This window comes from Acinetobacter sp. SM34, assembly GCF_022012365.1.
Taxonomy (GTDB): domain Bacteria; phylum Pseudomonadota; class Gammaproteobacteria; order Pseudomonadales; family Moraxellaceae; genus Acinetobacter.
Window position 1 is genome coordinate 1 of sequence record NZ_JAKLTP010000016.1, and the last position, 15,789, is coordinate 15,789.

Consider the following 15,789-nt stretch of genomic DNA (forward strand, 5'->3'; position numbering starts at 1 on the left):
TTTGTTACGTTCGAACTTAGCCTTAGCCATGAGATCTTCCTTATTAAACTACTTATGGAGGGTTAGCTCCATAAGTGATTTTGGTTTTTAACTATGAATTAGTTTGGGCTTATAGTAATCGAAAGATTACTCGTCGTCACCTTTTTTACCGCCAGACTGGAATTTAGAAATGATGCCTTCAGCCACGTTACGTGGAGTTTCAGCATATTTAGCAAATTCCATAGAGTAAGTTGCACGACCTTGAGACATAGAACGCATAGAAGTTGCGTAACCAAACATCTCAGCAAGTGGAACTTCAGCTTTAATCGCTTTAGTACCGCCAGGAAGGTCATCCATACCTTGAACCATACCACGACGACGGTTTAAGTCACCCATGATATCGCCCATGTAGTCTTCTGGAGTTTCTACTTCAACTTTCATGATTGGTTCAAGAAGGATAGGATCCGCTTTCATGAAACCATCACGGAAGGCATAAGAACCCGCCATTTTGAACGATAATTCGTCAGAATCGACATCATGGTAAGAACCATCGAATAGTGTCGCTTTGATACCCACAACAGGGTAACCAGCCAATACACCATTCTTCATACGTTCTTGAATACCTTTGTCAACCGCACCAAAGAATTCTTTAGGTACAGTACCGCCGACAACTTCTTCAGCGAATACATATTCTTTACCAGCTTCTTCAACATCCATAGGTTCTAAACGAACATACACATGACCGAATTTACCTTTACCACCAGTTTGACGTACGAATTTACCTTCTTGCTCAACCGATTTTTTAATCGTTTCGCGATAAGCAACCATTGGTTTACCAATGTTCGCTTCAACGTTAAATTCACGTTTCATACGGTCAACAAGGATGTCAAGGTGAAGCTCACCCATACCCGCGATGATTGTTTGACCAGATTCTTCGTCAGTGCGAACACGGAACGATGGATCTTCTTTCGCCAAACGACCAAGTGCGATAGACATTTTCTCTTGGTCAGCTTTTGTCTTAGGCTCTACAGCTAAAGAAATTACTGGCTCAGGGAATTCCATACGCTCAAGGGTAATGATGTTTTTCTCATCACACAGTGTATCACCAGTCGTAACGTCTTTAAGACCTACACATGCAGCGATGTCACCAGCGCGAATTTCTTCAACGTCTTGACGTTCGTTTGCGTGCATTTGCACGATACGACCGATACGCTCACGTTTCGCTTTAACTGGGTTATAAACTGGGTCACCTTGTTTAAGCACACCAGAGTAAACACGTACGAAAGTCAAGTTACCTACGAATTTGTCGTTCATGATTTTGAACGCTAACGCAGAGAACGGAGCTTCGTCAGATGCTTCACGAGTCGCTTTAGTTTCAGCTTTATCGTCAAGAATACCTTCGATTGCTTTAACTTCAGTCGGTGATGGCAAGAATTCAATTACAGCATCCAACATACGTTGAACACCTTTGTTTTTGAACGCTGTACCACAAAGCATTGGTTGGATTTCACAAGCCAAAGTTTGCGCACGAATACCAGCAATGATTTGCTCTTTAGTCAAATCGCCATTGTTTAGGTATTCATCCATCAATTCTTCAGATGCTTCAGCCGCAGCTTCAACCATGTTGGTGCGCCATTCTTCAGCAGTTGCTTGAAGGTCAGCAGGAATATCACCATATTCGAATTGCATACCTTGAGATGCTTCATCCCAAATGATGGCTTTCATTTCGATCAGGTCAACAACACCCTGGAAATTTTCTTCAGCACCAATTGGAATTACTACAGGTACAGGATGAGCGCCCAAACGGGTTTTCATTTGTTCAACAACACGGAAGAAGTTTGCACCAGTACGGTCCATCTTGTTCACGAATGCTAAACGAGGCACTTGGTATTTATTTGCTTGACGCCATACAGTTTCAGACTGAGGTTGTACACCACCTACAGCACAATAAACCATACATGCACCGTCAAGAACACGCATAGAACGCTCAACTTCAATTGTGAAGTCAACGTGTCCCGGGGTGTCAATTACGTTAATACGGTGTTCTGGGAATTGTTTACCCATACCAGACCAGAAACAAGTCGTAGCAGCAGAGGTAATTGTAATACCGCGCTCTTGCTCTTGTTCCATCCAGTCCATTGTTGCTGCACCATCATGTACTTCACCAATTTTGTGAGATACACCTGTGTAGAACAAGATACGTTCAGTAGTCGTGGTTTTACCAGCATCAATGTGAGCTGAAATACCAATGTTACGGTAACGAGAAATAGGGGTTTGACGAGCCATGATTTCTTGCATTCCTAAATTTTGTTGTTTAAAACAGGACGCTTTAAGCTGCCAGGCAGCTTAAAGCGATTCGATGACAAAACAGTGAAAACTGGTTTGCCACCCTCCTGAATAGGGGCTGTTTTATCCGCTTAGAAACGGTAGTGAGAGAAGGCTTTGTTGGCTTCAGCCATACGGTGCACATCTTCACGTTTTTTAATCGCTGAACCCTTACCTTCAGCTGCATCAAGCAACTCGCCAGCAAGACGTAAAGCCATTGTTTTTTCAGAACGCTTAGCAGCAGCATCTACCAACCAACGCATAGCTAGGGCAGTACGACGGGATGGGCGTACTTCCATAGGCACTTGATAAGTAGCACCACCAACACGGCGTGCTTTTACTTCGACCATAGGACGAACTTTTTCAAGAGTAGTCTCGAAAAATTCAACTGGGTCTACTTTAGATTTTTCTTGAACGCGATCTAAAGCACCGTAAACGATACTTTCAGCAATAGATTTTTTACCATCTTGCATTACGTGGTTCATGAATTTAGCGATTGTTTGGCTGCCGAACTTAGGATCCGGAAGGATTTCACGGGCAGCGACTACGCGACGTCTTGGCATTTTAATACACCTATAAATATGACACTTCAGGTTTATCCAGCATGAGTACAAAGTGTCATGTACTGTTCGCTGGCCTTACTACACGTCGCTTGAATTTCACAAAATTAAATGCAGAAATCAGACAAGCGAGACGATAAAGGATTGCAGTTCTACGGTCTTAAGAAGTTAATCTAAAAAGATTATTTCTTAGGACGTTTAGTACCGTATTTAGAACGAGACTGGTTACGATCTTTAACACCAGCGCAGTCTAAAGAACCACGAACGGTATGGTAACGTACACCTGGTAAGTCTTTAACACGACCACCACGGATAAGCACAACACTGTGCTCTTGTAGGTTATGGCCTTCACCACCGATGTAGCTTGATACTTCAAAGCCAGAAGTTAAGCGAACACGGCAAACTTTACGCATTGCTGAGTTAGGTTTTTTAGGTGTAGTTGTGTAAACACGTGTACAAACACCACGACGTTGTGGACAAGCCTTCAACGCAGGAACTTTTGATTTTTCAATCAAAGTCGTACGACCCTTACGGATCAACTGATTTGTTGTTGCCATTTGGCAATTCTCCCGTTAATAAAAAGCCTCAAAAAAATACCACTTTTTGAGGGCACACAATTGTAAGCGAAGATAGAAAAATGGTCAATATTCGAGGCCATATCAAATATCGAACACTTCCTAATATGTAGGTCAGTAGTTGCGTTTTTAAAGACGTTACCCTAGGCTTTTTTGTACTCTATTTTGTAACTTTTTTCTTGGTTGGCTTAGCTGCTTCATTTTGTTCAGATTGGGAAGCAGCAAGTTGCTCACTGCCTACATCAATTCCTTGAACATCTGCCTGAGCATATTCATCTATTTCCGATTCATCTACTGGTATGGCCGGTTTTTGCGGTTCAACCTGTGCATGAGGTTCAACCATATGTTCAGCCAAATACTCTAATCCTTGTTCTACCCGCTCACTTTTACGTTCATCATCCACAATGGCATCATCTGCTTTCTTCTTAATAATTACTTTGGCAATCGTGCCATGCCCTTCCACTGCTATGTCTTGATCAAGCTTAAGCTCGGCATTCAGATCAGTTTTAGTAAAGGGATTTAATAATCTTGGCGTTGCCTGTGCCAACAACTCCAAGGATTTTTCATAAGCCGCAATAGGAGACAGCTCTACCCCTTGGTGCTGCTGCAAATAGCTTCTGGCATGGGAAAATATCTGCTGGGCTTTCTGGTTGACATCTTCCACCAGTTTCCAGCTATAGGCTGCACCTATACCTGCTCCGGCAACCGGGGTTAATTTACTGATCAATGAAACTTTTGGCAGATGATTCAACCAGTTCCATTTCATTTCACCATTTTGATTGACCAGCCATTTTTTCAGTGACTCGCTATCATTGCTGGAACCTAGCATGTTTTGCAATTGAGCGATGTCATGGGTTTGCAGCATATTGGACACTATTTTGAGTGCCATCAATACACTCTGTTTTTCAGCAATCTGCCCCAAGTCGATTTGTTTAAACACAAACTGGACAATATCCTGTTCAGTGTCTTTGTTCAGCTCAAAGCCATAAGCACGTCCCACCTGATAAATCATGCGTAGAGACATCAGCAGTGACAAAGGTACGTCAATCGCTGAGCCAACTACACCTGTAGCACCCGTCACGGCACCCTGTATAGAGGCAAGCCATTTATTTTGTTCAGCCAAAGCCTGGCTCAGCCGTTTTGAACGTTCAACATCTTGAGTCAGTTCCTGTAAATCTTTTGCACCGGCCTGATCCAGCACGGCATCTACAGAACTCAGATTTGAAGTAAATTGATTTAAATGTTCAAAAAAATAGTCCGATACCTTGTCTGAAAAATCCGGTGAAACAAAATTAGCCACGCGACTGACCTTGCCGTACTGACGACCCAGCAATTGCCGCGATACATTAGGTAAATACTCGCGCATCATTTGTTGAGGATTATCATATTTCCTGGATTCAAATACGCTTTGAGAACGGGCACTTCCCTCAATGACATGACCATTGCTCAAGGCTCCATTGGCCTTACCAGCACGTTCGGCAGCTGCATGATTCAGTGCACTCATTCCTGTTGCACTGATCTTTTTAGCCACTCCCAAAGCATTTGAGAAGAATCCACCTGAATGTTTATTATTGGTATCTGTCATTCTTTACCCTCATCTTCTATTCTTACAATTATTGATAAATACTAGGTGTAGTCTAAGTTTATCTCAATATTAATGTGTATCTTTTAGTTAATTATTCTGGGTAAACATTACAGATGCATACTGTCAAAATAGGCATAATATTTGCCATAAGAATTCAAAAACCTTTCTGCTATCATGAATGCAACCGAAAAACATGAGTAATGCGCTGGATTGCGGTTTTTAGTTTTCTCCCTGAATCAGCTGCCTTTACTCAAAATATCACCATATAAGGGATCTGTAGATGAAGCGTGTTGTAATCACTGGTATGGGTATCAACTCATGCATTGGTAACTCTTTAGAAGATGTCACTCATTCTTTACAAAACGGGGTTTCTGGAACACGTTTTAACCCGACTTATGCAGAATTAAACTTTAAGAGCCATGTCAGTGCAGCAGCTGAACAAGATTTTGACAACATTGACCGCAAATTGAAACGCTTCATGGGCGTGTGTGCAATGTATGCCTACAACTCGGCACTTTCTGCTGTTGAACATGCCGGTTTACAAGTTGAAGATTTAGCCAATAACCCGCGTTACGGTATTACTGGTGGTTCAGGTGGCGGTTCAACCGCCTCTGTCATTGAAATGAACGAACTATTGCAAACCAAAGGTGCGCGTAAAGTTGGTCCTTTCTTTGTTCCTCGCAACATGACCAATACCATTACCGCAAACGTCGGTGTTGCATTCAAACTGCAAGGTGTAGCGCATACCATTACCAGCGCATGTGCAACTTCTGCCGATGCGATTGGTTACGCATATAACCTGATTCAATTGGGCAAACAGGATTTAATGCTTGCCGGCGGTGGTGAAGAAGATCATTGGTCACAAAGCTTGTTGTTTGATGCCATGGGTGCGCTTTGCTCTAAATACAATGACACCCCTGAAAAAGCTTCTCGCCCATACTCTGCTGACCGTGACGGTTTCGTAATTGCTGGTGGCGGCGGTTTTGTGGTGCTTGAATCACTTGAGCATGCACAAGCTCGTGGTGCAAAAATTCTTGCTGAAGTAGTGGGCTATGCAGCTAACTCTGATGGTGCAGACATGGTGGCTCCAAGCGGTGAAGGCGCAACACGCTGTATCCTGATGGCACTGGAAGAAGCGAAACAACATGGTGTTGACAAGATTGACTATGTGAACACTCATGGTACTTCAACTCCTGCAGGTGACGTGACTGAACTGAAAGCCATGGAACGTGCATTCGGTGAAGGCCAAGTACCGCCTATCAGCTCAACCAAGTCTATGACCGGTCACAGCCTGGGTGCTGCGGGCGTGCATGAAGCCATTTACTCAGTCTTGATGATGCAAAATGACTTTATTGCGCCAAACATCAACGTGACTGAACTGGATGAAGGTGCAAAACCGTTTGATATCGTACTTGAAAAACGTGATGCAAAATTGAATACTGTGATGAGTAACAGTTTCGGTTTTGGCGGTGTAAATGCTTGTCTCGTTTTCAAAAAATGGGAAGGCTAAGCTAAGAAGTGTTGATCATTCAGCCATGGATGATCAACTTCTGCCACACTGCCCTTTAAAAGGGTGAATGGATGGATGCTCCTTCTGATGCTTTCTTGTGGGTAAAAGCATTACATATTATTGCAGTCGTTTGCTGGTTTGCGGCCTTGTTCTACCTGCCACGTTTGTACGTTTACCATGCCATGAGTGAAGATACGGTGAGTCATCAGCGTTTTGAAGTCATGGAACGTAAACTGTACCGTGGCATCATGTGGCCTTCCATGATTGCCACACTGATCACCGCGCACTTTTTGGTGGATTGGGGTGATGCAACGCGTCATTACCACGATGCACTGTGGTTTTACCTGAAAGTCGGATTGGTCGGATTATTGGTAATTTATCATTTTGTTTGTGGTTATTACCGTAAAAAACTGATCGGCAATGCGCATTACAAATCACACAAGTTCTGGCGCTTCTTTAATGAAATGCCAACGCTGATTTTATTTGCCGTAGTAATTCTAGTGGTGGTTAAACCGATCTTCTAAGCATCAAAAAAGCCCTCAATCGAGGGCTTTTTTTACATTTGACAGAGAAACTTAGTTCAACATTTCCTGATTGCGTTTCATCAGCATGTCCTGATGACGTTTACGCATCCGCGGTTTATACAGGAGCTGATAAGTCACGGTCAAAATAATCAGCCAAATAGGACTGATCATCAGGGCACGCAAGGTATCGGCTTCCAGACTTAAAATAATCAAAGTAAAGAACAAGAACACCAGTACCACATAGGACATCCATATCCCGCCCGGCATTTTAAAGGTTGACTTGGCATGCAGTTCTGGGCGCAGTTTACGGTAACGGATATAGCACACCATGATGATGCTCCAGATACTGATAAACAAAATCACGCACAGCGAACTTGCTAAAGTAAAGGCTTCAACCGTATTCGGTACAAAATATTGTAATGCTGCACCTGCCATAATAAAGGCACAAGAGAATAATAAACCTTTAGCAGGCACAGCACGCTTAGACAATTGCGCCAGATTTTGCGGAGCCTGCCCTTCCCGCGCCAAGCCAAACAGCATGCGTGATGTTGAAAACACACCACTGTTCATGGAAGACATGACCGATGACAGCACCACCAGGTTCATAATAATCGCTGCTGCACCAATACCCGCATGCATGAACAATGACACAAAGGGACTTTGATCCGCAGGAATCTGGTTCCATGGGGTCACCGACATCACAATGAACAGCGACAACACATAGAACAAAATAATCCGGGTCGGAATGGCATTCACCGCCTTTGGCAAGTTCTTTTCAGGGTCTTGGGTTTCTGCTGCCATGGTTCCAATCAGTTCCACTCCAACAAAAGCAAATAAGGCAATCTGGAAACCAGCCAGGAAACCGCTGCCACCTTGCGGGAACATGCCGCCATGCGACCAGACATTACTAAAGCTGGCCAGCGAACCTCCTGGCGCATGAAAATGGTTAAACACCATAAATCCGCCAATACCAATCAGCCCTAAAATGGCCAAAATCTTGATGAGCGCAAACCAGAATTCAATTTCACCAAACAGACGTACGGCGAGCATATTAATACCGAGCACCAGTAACACGCAGGCCACGCTAATCATGGCCTGTCCTGATGGCGTAAAGGCCATACCTTCAGGCAGCCAAAAGCCAAGATAGTTGATAATGGCTGCCAGGTCTGCAATGCCAACCAGCACCCAGCCCAGCCAGTATGACCAGCCAATATAGTAGCCTGCACCCGGACCAATCAGGTCATGCGCCATATCGATAAAGGATTTGTAATGCAGGTTGGAGAGTAAAATTTCACCCAATGCACGCATCAGGAAAAAGAACATGGTACCAATGATGGTATAGATCAATAAAATTGAAGGGCCAGCCAGGGAGATGGTTTTGCCTGAGCCCATAAACAGGCCTGTCCCAATCGCGCCACCAATGGCAATAAGTTGCAGGTGACGGTTGGACAGTTTTCGTTGTAGTTCATGCGATGATGCCTTGGCATCGTCTGCTCGTGGTGTAGTGGTCATAACTGAACATCCTTTTAACATACGATTGCGTGTAAACCATGTGCTTTACATTGCCGGTCATCCCAACCAGCGACATTTACACGCCAGGCAGCACATCGGTCTCAACCGCTTTGCTGCCATACGGGGGAGATTTTTGACATTAAGGCTGTGCCGCCGTTACCGCAATTTCAATCAACCAGTCCGGATTGACTAGATCTGCCTGAATGGTGGCACGCGAAGGTGGAGTACAACCTTTCATCCAGTCAATCCAAATGGCATTAACTATCGAAAAGTCAGCAAGATTTTTAATATAAAGCTGTGCAGACAACAGTCGGGATTTATCGGTTCCAGCCAAAGCCAGCAATTCATCAATAGTGGCTAAAATTTCATGGGTCTGGCCTGCGACACCATTACCGGTGTTTTTAGGTACTTGTCCTGACAAATACACCACCTGATTAAACACAGTGACTGCGCTCATCACGGCGTTGCTATTGAACTTTTCTATATCGCTATGGGACATCTACATTTCCTTGTATCAATGAATTGAATGAATGATCTGATTTTTTAAAATTTAATCTTGAATAAAATTGACACGTGCAGTGACAGCACACATCAGCTCATAGCCAATCGTGCCTGAACCTGCCGCCACTTCATCAATACTGAGCACAGTGCCGTGTTTCGATGTACCCCACAGCACCACTTCACTACCGACTTGGGCACTTGGGAGATGAGATAAATCGACCACGAGCATATCCATGCTGACACGTCCGACCAAACTGCTGCGTTGACCATCGACTAAAATGGGCGTACCTGTTGCGGTAATACGCTGATAACCATCGGCATAACCGCAAGCCACCACACCAATACGCATATCGGTTTCAGCAATGAACTTTGAGCCGTAACCTACACTATCCCCCGCTTTAAGCTGTTGAACGGCAATGATCTCACTACGCAGACTCATTGCAGGCTGCAAGTTCCAGTCATCAATGCTATGTGCGGGGAAATCTGGAGAACTGCCGTAAAGCATGATGCCGCTACGAATCACATCTGACTGCAACTGCTGATGGCGTAAGATGGCTGCACTGTTGCTGACTGAACACGCACCCGGTAAATCATGGGTGATTGCCTCAAACAACTGGCATTGATGCTCAATGCCGTCACGTCCTAAACGCTCACCATCAGCATCGGAGAAATGCATCATGTGAGTGATGCTTTGAACATTATTCAGTTGAGATAATTGTTGCCAGATGTCGCGGTAATGAACAGCCGCAAAACCCAGACGGTTCATGCCACTGTTCATTTTCAGGTAAACATCAAACCGGGCGGGTCTGGGGAATCGGGCTAACCATTCAATCTGATATTGGCTATGAATGGTGAAACTCAAATTCAGCTCATCACAGTCAAACAGGTCTTGCTCGGAAAAGATGCCTTCAAGCAATAAGACGGGGCCTTTCCAGCCCAGAGCACGAATGCGTTTCGCCTCTGCCAAATCAAGCAGTGCAAAACCATCGGCAGATTTGAAAGCTTGATAGACGCGTTCAATACCATGACCATAGGCATTGGCTTTCACCACCGCAAAGACATGGCTATTCGGCATTTTGGTACGGGCAACATTTAAATTGTGCTGCAGTGACTGACGATGAATCACTGCAGTAATGGGACGTGGCATGTTGTTCTTCCTTGAATCAATATGACCTAAAACAGATTAGGCTGCTGAAGGGTAACGTTGGATCGATAGACCTTCGGTACTGATGTCTGGTTGATGATTCATGACCAGGTCACTGATGAGCTTGCCTGAACCGCAGGCCATGGTCCATCCCAGCGTGCCGTGTCCGGTGTTAAGGAACAGGTTTTTAAAACGTGTTGCACCAATAATCGGGGTAGAGTCCGGCGTCATTGGACGTAAACCGGTCCAGAAAGTTGCTTCTGCCAGGTTTCCGCCCGGGAATAAATCCTTGGTGACCATTTCCAGAGTTGCACGACGATCCTGGTTCAAGCCATGGTTAAAACCACTCAGCTCAGCCATACCACCCACCCGGATACGCTGATCAAAACGGGTAATCGCAATTTTGTAAGTCTCATCCAGCACCGTAGACTGCGGTGCAAATGCAGGGTCAACAATTGGAATGGTGAGTGAATAGCCTTTCACTGGATAAACCGGTAAATTCAAATTCAATGGTTTTAAGAAGTCACGTGAATAACTGCCAAATGCCAAGACATAACGGTCTGCTGTTAGCACTTGACCATCGACTACTACGCCCTTGATGTCATCCCCTTCGAACACCAGTTTTTCGACGTTTTGGTTGAACTTAAACTCTACACCCAGCTCTTTGGCCAAGTTTGCAAGTGCATTGGTAAATAGGTAGCAGTCGCCGGTTTCATCATTCGGTAAATGCAGGCCACCGACCAGTTTATCTTTAGCAAATTCCAAAGCAGGTTCCACTTTGGCCAGATCATCTTTGAGCAAAAGTTCATGCTCCACACCACATTCTTTTAACACCTGAATGTCACGTTGCACCATGTCTAGTTGCGCTTCATTACGAAAAACTTGCAAAGTGCCTTTAGAACGGTTTTCATAATGAATGCCAGTATCTTTACGCAGCTCTCTGAGGCAGTCACGGCTATACTCTGCCACCCGGGTCATGCGCTCTTTATTAATGGCATAGCTGTGCGGATTGCAGTTCTTGAGCATCTGCGCCATCCACTGTAATTGCCACATGCTGCCATCCATATTGATGGCAAGCGGAGCATGATGCTGAAACATCCACTTGACTGCTTTGAATGGAATACCCGGTGCTGCCCATGGCGTCGAATAACCTGGTGAAACCTGACCTGCATTGGCAAAACTGGTTTCTTCAGCAGGCCCAGACTGACGGTCCAAGACAGTAACAGTTGCTCCCTGTTGTGCGAGGTAATACGCACTGGCAACCCCGATTACACCACTACCCAAGACAATTACACGCATTGCTTATCCCTAACGCATACTAGTTTATTTCACTAGTATATTTTTTGATTGATAGTTTTTTTCACTGTTTTAAATACTATAATCTAGGTAATTTGATAGTTTTGTCGCGAAAAAATTCTAAAAAAAGGAAAATCATAATGCGTAAATTAGACCGTATAGATCAGCAGATTCTGGATATTTTGCAGCGCGATGGACGGATTGCCATCAGCGAATTGGCATCTCGGGTCAACCTGTCTACCACACCCTGTTCGGAGCGGGTCAAACGCCTAGAACGCGATGGCATCATCATGGGCTATTACGCACGACTTAACCCGCAACTGGTCGATCGCAACCTGCTGGTATTTTTAGAAATCAAACTATCCGCCAAATCAGGCGATGTGTTTGATCAGGTTGCACGTGATTTGGTGGAAATTCCTGAAGTTCTGGAATGTCACCTGATTTCAGGCGAATTTGATTATCTGGTGAAAGCACGTTTAAAAGAAATGAGCGCCTATCGACGTCTACTCGGCGACTTACTCAAAAAACTTCCCTCCTCCGCTTCCTCACACAGTTACATTGTCATGGAAGAAGTGAAGGAAAGTTTTTATCTGGATCTACGTTAAAAGCACAAAAAGCTTGATTCAGGGGAGATACTCAGGGAACTAATTGCTTGTATTGAGTGATCAAAAAAATTGAAGCAGATCGGAAAATTTGACTATCCGTGCTTTAGGTTGTGCCTGAGTGAGCTCTGCATTAGAGCCATAACCATAGTCCACTGCGATGGTGTCTATACCATTGCTGCGAGCACCAAAAATATCATGCTCACGGTCACCAACCATCACACATTCAGCTGGGTTTAAATTTTCCTTTTCAAGGATATAGGCAATCAGCTCCGCTTTATTGGTACGCTCACCATTCAGCTCACTGCCATAGGCATAAGTAAAATATTGCAGCAGATCAAAATGTTCTAAAATCTGCTTGGCATAGATTTGAGGTTTTGCCGTAGCCAAATACAAACGGAAACCTTTTTGCTGCAAGGTTTGCAAAGTTGCAGCCACATCTTCAAAAACATGATTTTCATATAAACCGGTCACGGCAAAACGTTCCCGATAGCCCATCAAGGCCTGTTCAGCCAAAACATCATCCACCGGCACATTTAAAATTTTCGCCAAAGAAGCCTGCAAAGGTGGACCAATAATCCAGTCGATGTTGACGTCATCGGCAATCGGATGACCTACTTTGGCCAGACCATAACGCGCTGAAGTGGTAATCCCCACTTTGGGATCAGTTAATGTTCCGTCTAAATCAATCAAAATATTCTTAATCACCAACCAACCCTTCAACTTAAATTTTTACTTCACAAATACTATCGAGACTTGGCTCAAAGTTGCCTATACTAACGCAAATTTTGTGATTTAAGGACATCATTGTGCGCCCTACTGTACTTTGCTTTTCTGGTTTAGATCCATCGGGTGGCGCTGGCTTGCAGGCAGATATTGAAGCGATTGGCCAAAGTGGCGCACATGCAGCTATTGCCTGTACTGCGCTGACCATTCAAAACTCGCAGCAGGTGTTTGGTTTTGAAGCAACCTCCAAAGAATTATTGCTGGCTCAAGCCCATGCTGTAGTCGGTGATTTACCGATTAAATGTGTGAAATCCGGTATGTTAGGCACCACAGACAATATTGCCGCTTTGGCTGAATTTTTACGTGAACATCCTGAGTATCTGTATGTACTCGATCCAGTACTGGTGGCCAATAGTGGCGGCTCGTTAGGTGATCAAGCCACACTGGTGAAAGCATTTGTGGAACTGATTCCGCTGGCTACTGTGCTGACCCCGAACACCGTCGAGCTTCGTGCCTTAACCGGCGTGGAAGATATTGACCAGGCAACGGTAAAACTTTTTGCTATGGGCGCTAAAGCGATTTTAGTCAAAGGCGGACATGAAGATACTCCTGACTATATCCGTAATGCTTTATATGTAGATGGCAAGCTGGTATCTGAAACCCGGTGTCCTCGCCTTGAAGGTCAATATCACGGTTCAGGCTGTTCGCTGGCCAGCTTTATTGCCGGCCGTTTAGCACAAGGTGACGATTTAAAACAGGCTGTCAACCATGCCGAAACCTGGCTGTTTGGCGTGCTGAAAAAGGCGGAATCCCCTGTACCGCATGGCCAGAAAATCCCTAAACGCTTTTAAACCCATGTACTGGATAAAAACTTGATGATCAATTCATTGTCCAGACTTGATCTCAGTTTTTTTACATTGTTTTTCTCTACTCAAAAATAAAGCATGTATCAATACATGCTTTATTTTTGAGCAGTGATTTGATTTATGCAATCAGGTCTTTAATGGTGGTGCTGGAACCATTATTTTTTACCGATTCAATGCCTTTTTCACGGGATTGCTCGCTTGAATAAAGTTGACTGGTGCCAATAATTTGATAATTTGCTGCCTTTAAATTGAAATAAGGCTTACCGTTTTTCGCTTCCAGACGTTCATAGCGGCTATCCTCAGGGCTATTTTTTTGCACTGATTCAATGCCATTCTGTACCGAAGCTTTAGTCTTGTACAATTCGCTAGTCAGAATCACTTCCCCATTGCCAGCTTTCAAAACAAAGCGATATTGCCCATCGCTCGCCTGACTTACTTCATACCATCCTGCCATATAAAACACTCCGCTTGTTATTGTAAAAGTTATAAAAGAATAGAATTACATTGTTAAAAAATACGCTATTTATATTAAATATAAATGACTTTTTATTTCAAAAAAAGCACATTTTATGATCACAATTTAAATCTAGATGGATATGATTTATCGCATTAAAAGGACACTGAGCTATTCTTATCAAAACCCAGTTTTCTCCAAGTACAGTTTCGATCGCAGCCCAATAACAGGCCGCCAAGAGAATAAATTGCCCATCTATTCTCTCTCTGGCTGTTGATTAAATAGGCAGACTAGCCTTAAACAATTTTTTTAGCGTAGGTCGCTTTCTGCATTTCCAATATTTCCACACAAATCTGTACATTGACTTGGCTTTGGGCTGGCATGTGCTGTTCAAGGGTGTGCAGAATCACTTGAGCAATTTGCTGTTGTAACTCTACACTACGTCCAGTCAATAAAGAAACTTTGGCATGAACATAGGCTTGTGAAGCATCTCCCAAACCAATGACATAATCGTGCTGGCAAATGGCGCGGCTTTTTAGCTCATTCGCGGCAGTGACATAAGCTCCCTCAACCAGGGCCTGATTTAAAGCAAGCAAGAGGGGTTTTGGTTCAAAATTTTCTACATTGTCGGAATATTCGAGATGGATATGCGGCATAACAACAATTCTTTAAGATGAATGACTATAGTTATAGCATGAGGGTGCTTTAATCATAAAACAGATCTGTCAATGTTTAATCAACAATGCTTCTGATAAAAACCAGTAATATGAATTCATGCAGTCACTACTTCATAAAAAAAGCTCCGGCATGTTGCCAGAGCTTTTTTGGTTTTTAATGTAGTGAATTAAGCTTTTTTTACAAATTCAGATTTTAATTTCATTGCACCAAAGCCATCAACTTTACAATCCAGATCATGACCATCACTTGAATCAGGTAATAAACGAATATTCTTCGCCTTAGTTCCGACTTTAATAACCGATGAAGAACCTTTAATTTTCAGATCTTTAATCAGGGTAACAGTATCGCCATCAGCAAGCACATTGCCATTTGCGTCTTTAATAATTGTAGACTGCTCAGTACTGCTTTCGCCTTCTTTCCATTCATGAGCGCATTCTGGGCAAATCAGTAAATCGCCATCTTGATAAGCATATTCTGAATTACATTTGGGGCAATTTGGCAAAGACATAAAAAAACCTCAAAAACGCTACTATAGCATTTTATCCGCAACACGCCTGCTAAAACCTTATATAAATTATGGAATAAAACTGCTCATCAGATGCTTTCAGCTTTCCTCTAAAACCTGTTTAAGTACAATAACATGGTTATATTTTTCACTTTTTGCTGCAGTGATGAGGCTAATTTTTTCCTGTTTAGCGATTTCGCTAATTTGCTGCAATAGCGCTACTTGTTGCTGCAATTCAGCTCTGTAACGTTGCTGAAATTCGTCCCAATGTTCGGGGTCATGCCCATACCATTTTCGCAGCTCAGTCGAAGGGGTAATGTTCTTGAGCAACAGATCAATTTTAGCATCTTCCTTTTTAATGCCTCTGGGCCACAACCGGTCAACCAAAATCCGCTTTCCATCTGAAGCTAGAACTTCAGCATAGGCACGTTTGATTTGAATTTGCAT

The 15,789-nt window shown here is 43.6% G+C and carries 17 protein-coding genes; 4 read left to right on the forward strand and 13 right to left on the reverse strand.

Annotated elements, in window-relative coordinates:
* Window positions 1-126 precede the first annotated feature (126 nt).
* The 4 genes from fusA to LZZ98_RS13030 all read right to left on the reverse strand — a co-directional run bounded on the left by fusA (window position 127) and on the right by LZZ98_RS13030 (window position 5,024).
* Window positions 127-2,265, reverse strand: coding sequence for an elongation factor G (fusA, locus tag LZZ98_RS13015; protein ID WP_086175354.1), 2,139 nt, complete (start codon window positions 2,263-2,265; stop codon window positions 127-129).
* 131 nt (window positions 2,266-2,396) lie between these two features.
* Window positions 2,397-2,867, reverse strand: coding sequence for a 30S ribosomal protein S7 (gene rpsG, locus LZZ98_RS13020; RefSeq protein ID WP_004648014.1), 471 nt, complete (start codon window positions 2,865-2,867; stop codon window positions 2,397-2,399).
* A 179-nt stretch (window positions 2,868-3,046) separates the two neighbouring features.
* Window positions 3,047-3,421, reverse strand: coding sequence for a 30S ribosomal protein S12 (gene rpsL, locus LZZ98_RS13025; protein WP_004648013.1), 375 nt, complete (start codon window positions 3,419-3,421; stop codon window positions 3,047-3,049).
* A 178-nt stretch (window positions 3,422-3,599) separates the two neighbouring features.
* Window positions 3,600-5,024 (reverse strand): EcsC family protein, encoded by a 1,425-nt coding sequence (locus LZZ98_RS13030; protein WP_237788217.1) that lies wholly within the window; start codon window positions 5,022-5,024, stop codon window positions 3,600-3,602.
* A gap of 280 nt (window positions 5,025-5,304) precedes the next feature.
* On the opposite strand from LZZ98_RS13030, the gene LZZ98_RS13035 reads away from it, so the two are divergent.
* On the forward strand, window positions 5,305-6,534 hold the full coding sequence (locus tag LZZ98_RS13035) for a beta-ketoacyl-ACP synthase II (protein WP_237788218.1): 1,230 nt from the start codon (window positions 5,305-5,307) through the stop codon (window positions 6,532-6,534).
* A gap of 71 nt (window positions 6,535-6,605) precedes the next feature.
* Window positions 6,606-7,058, forward strand: a complete 453-nt coding sequence (hemJ, locus tag LZZ98_RS13040; protein ID WP_237788219.1) for a protoporphyrinogen oxidase HemJ — start codon at window positions 6,606-6,608, stop codon at window positions 7,056-7,058.
* A 51-nt stretch (window positions 7,059-7,109) separates the two neighbouring features.
* On the opposite strand, the gene LZZ98_RS13045 is transcribed toward hemJ, so the two are convergent.
* The 4 genes from LZZ98_RS13045 to LZZ98_RS13060 all read right to left on the reverse strand — a co-directional run bounded on the left by LZZ98_RS13045 (window position 7,110) and on the right by LZZ98_RS13060 (window position 11,514).
* Complete coding sequence (locus tag LZZ98_RS13045) at window positions 7,110-8,570, reverse strand: amino acid permease (protein ID WP_237788220.1); 1,461 nt, start codon at window positions 8,568-8,570, stop codon at window positions 7,110-7,112.
* Window positions 8,571-8,709: 139 nt separating this feature from the next.
* Complete coding sequence (locus LZZ98_RS13050; protein ID WP_166170803.1) at window positions 8,710-9,069, reverse strand: RidA family protein; 360 nt, start codon at window positions 9,067-9,069, stop codon at window positions 8,710-8,712.
* A 51-nt stretch (window positions 9,070-9,120) separates the two neighbouring features.
* The gene (alr, locus tag LZZ98_RS13055; RefSeq protein ID WP_237788221.1) at window positions 9,121-10,218 is read right to left on the reverse strand and encodes an alanine racemase; all 1,098 of its coding nucleotides are present in this window, start codon (window positions 10,216-10,218) and stop codon (window positions 9,121-9,123) included.
* 36 nt (window positions 10,219-10,254) lie between these two features.
* Window positions 10,255-11,514: a D-amino acid dehydrogenase gene (locus tag LZZ98_RS13060; RefSeq protein WP_237788222.1), complete on the reverse strand. Its 1,260-nt coding sequence runs from the start codon at window positions 11,512-11,514 to the stop codon at window positions 10,255-10,257.
* Between the two features lie 137 nt (window positions 11,515-11,651).
* Here LZZ98_RS13060 and LZZ98_RS13065 point away from each other — a divergent pair, with 137 nt between their 5' ends.
* Window positions 11,652-12,116 carry an Lrp/AsnC ligand binding domain-containing protein gene (locus tag LZZ98_RS13065; RefSeq protein WP_086197651.1) on the forward strand — a complete coding sequence of 155 codons (465 nt, stop codon included), beginning with the start codon at window positions 11,652-11,654 and terminating at the stop codon, window positions 12,114-12,116.
* A gap of 60 nt (window positions 12,117-12,176) precedes the next feature.
* On the opposite strand, the gene LZZ98_RS13070 is transcribed toward LZZ98_RS13065, so the two are convergent.
* Window positions 12,177-12,821, reverse strand: coding sequence for an HAD-IA family hydrolase (locus LZZ98_RS13070; protein WP_237788223.1), 645 nt, complete (start codon window positions 12,819-12,821; stop codon window positions 12,177-12,179).
* A gap of 101 nt (window positions 12,822-12,922) precedes the next feature.
* On the opposite strand from LZZ98_RS13070, the gene LZZ98_RS13075 reads away from it, so the two are divergent.
* Entirely contained in the window at window positions 12,923-13,690 is a 768-nt protein-coding gene (locus LZZ98_RS13075; RefSeq protein ID WP_237788224.1) for a hydroxymethylpyrimidine/phosphomethylpyrimidine kinase, read from the forward strand.
* Between the two features lie 133 nt (window positions 13,691-13,823).
* On the opposite strand, the gene LZZ98_RS13080 is transcribed toward LZZ98_RS13075, so the two are convergent.
* The 4 genes from LZZ98_RS13080 to LZZ98_RS13095 all read right to left on the reverse strand — a co-directional run bounded on the left by LZZ98_RS13080 (window position 13,824) and on the right by LZZ98_RS13095 (window position 15,789).
* Window positions 13,824-14,159 (reverse strand): YegP family protein, encoded by a 336-nt coding sequence (locus LZZ98_RS13080; RefSeq protein WP_237788225.1) that lies wholly within the window; start codon window positions 14,157-14,159, stop codon window positions 13,824-13,826.
* Window positions 14,160-14,455: 296 nt separating this feature from the next.
* Window positions 14,456-14,815 (reverse strand): 5-carboxymethyl-2-hydroxymuconate Delta-isomerase, encoded by a 360-nt coding sequence (locus LZZ98_RS13085; RefSeq protein ID WP_237788226.1) that lies wholly within the window; start codon window positions 14,813-14,815, stop codon window positions 14,456-14,458.
* Window positions 14,816-15,003: 188 nt separating this feature from the next.
* On the reverse strand, window positions 15,004-15,345 hold the full coding sequence (locus tag LZZ98_RS13090; protein ID WP_237788227.1) for a zinc ribbon domain-containing protein YjdM: 342 nt from the start codon (window positions 15,343-15,345) through the stop codon (window positions 15,004-15,006).
* Window positions 15,346-15,441: 96 nt separating this feature from the next.
* Window positions 15,442-15,789, reverse strand: coding sequence for a DUF488 domain-containing protein (locus LZZ98_RS13095; protein ID WP_237788228.1), 348 nt, complete (start codon window positions 15,787-15,789; stop codon window positions 15,442-15,444).

Coding starts and splice junctions, on each gene's coding strand:
- fusA (WP_086175354.1), bottom strand. CDS start 2,265: ATGGCTCGTCAAACCCCTATTTCTCGTTACCGTAACATTGGTATTTCA.
- rpsG (WP_004648014.1), bottom strand. CDS start 2,867: ATGCCAAGACGTCGCGTAGTCGCTGCCCGTGAAATCCTTCCGGATCCT.
- rpsL (WP_004648013.1), bottom strand. CDS start 3,421: ATGGCAACAACAAATCAGTTGATCCGTAAGGGTCGTACGACTTTGATT.
- LZZ98_RS13030 (WP_237788217.1), bottom strand. CDS start 5,024: ATGACAGATACCAATAATAAACATTCAGGTGGATTCTTCTCAAATGCT.
- LZZ98_RS13035 (WP_237788218.1), top strand. CDS start 5,305: ATGAAGCGTGTTGTAATCACTGGTATGGGTATCAACTCATGCATTGGT.
- hemJ (WP_237788219.1), top strand. CDS start 6,606: ATGGATGCTCCTTCTGATGCTTTCTTGTGGGTAAAAGCATTACATATT.
- LZZ98_RS13045 (WP_237788220.1), bottom strand. CDS start 8,570: ATGACCACTACACCACGAGCAGACGATGCCAAGGCATCATCGCATGAA.
- LZZ98_RS13050 (WP_166170803.1), bottom strand. CDS start 9,069: ATGTCCCATAGCGATATAGAAAAGTTCAATAGCAACGCCGTGATGAGC.
- alr (WP_237788221.1), bottom strand. CDS start 10,218: ATGCCACGTCCCATTACTGCAGTGATTCATCGTCAGTCACTGCAGCAC.
- LZZ98_RS13060 (WP_237788222.1), bottom strand. CDS start 11,514: ATGCGTGTAATTGTCTTGGGTAGTGGTGTAATCGGGGTTGCCAGTGCG.
- LZZ98_RS13065 (WP_086197651.1), top strand. CDS start 11,652: ATGCGTAAATTAGACCGTATAGATCAGCAGATTCTGGATATTTTGCAG.
- LZZ98_RS13080 (WP_237788225.1), bottom strand. CDS start 14,159: ATGGCAGGATGGTATGAAGTAAGTCAGGCGAGCGATGGGCAATATCGC.
- LZZ98_RS13085 (WP_237788226.1), bottom strand. CDS start 14,815: ATGCCGCATATCCATCTCGAATATTCCGACAATGTAGAAAATTTTGAA.
- LZZ98_RS13090 (WP_237788227.1), bottom strand. CDS start 15,345: ATGTCTTTGCCAAATTGCCCCAAATGTAATTCAGAATATGCTTATCAA.
- LZZ98_RS13095 (WP_237788228.1), bottom strand. CDS start 15,789: ATGCAAATTCAAATCAAACGTGCCTATGCTGAAGTTCTAGCTTCAGAT.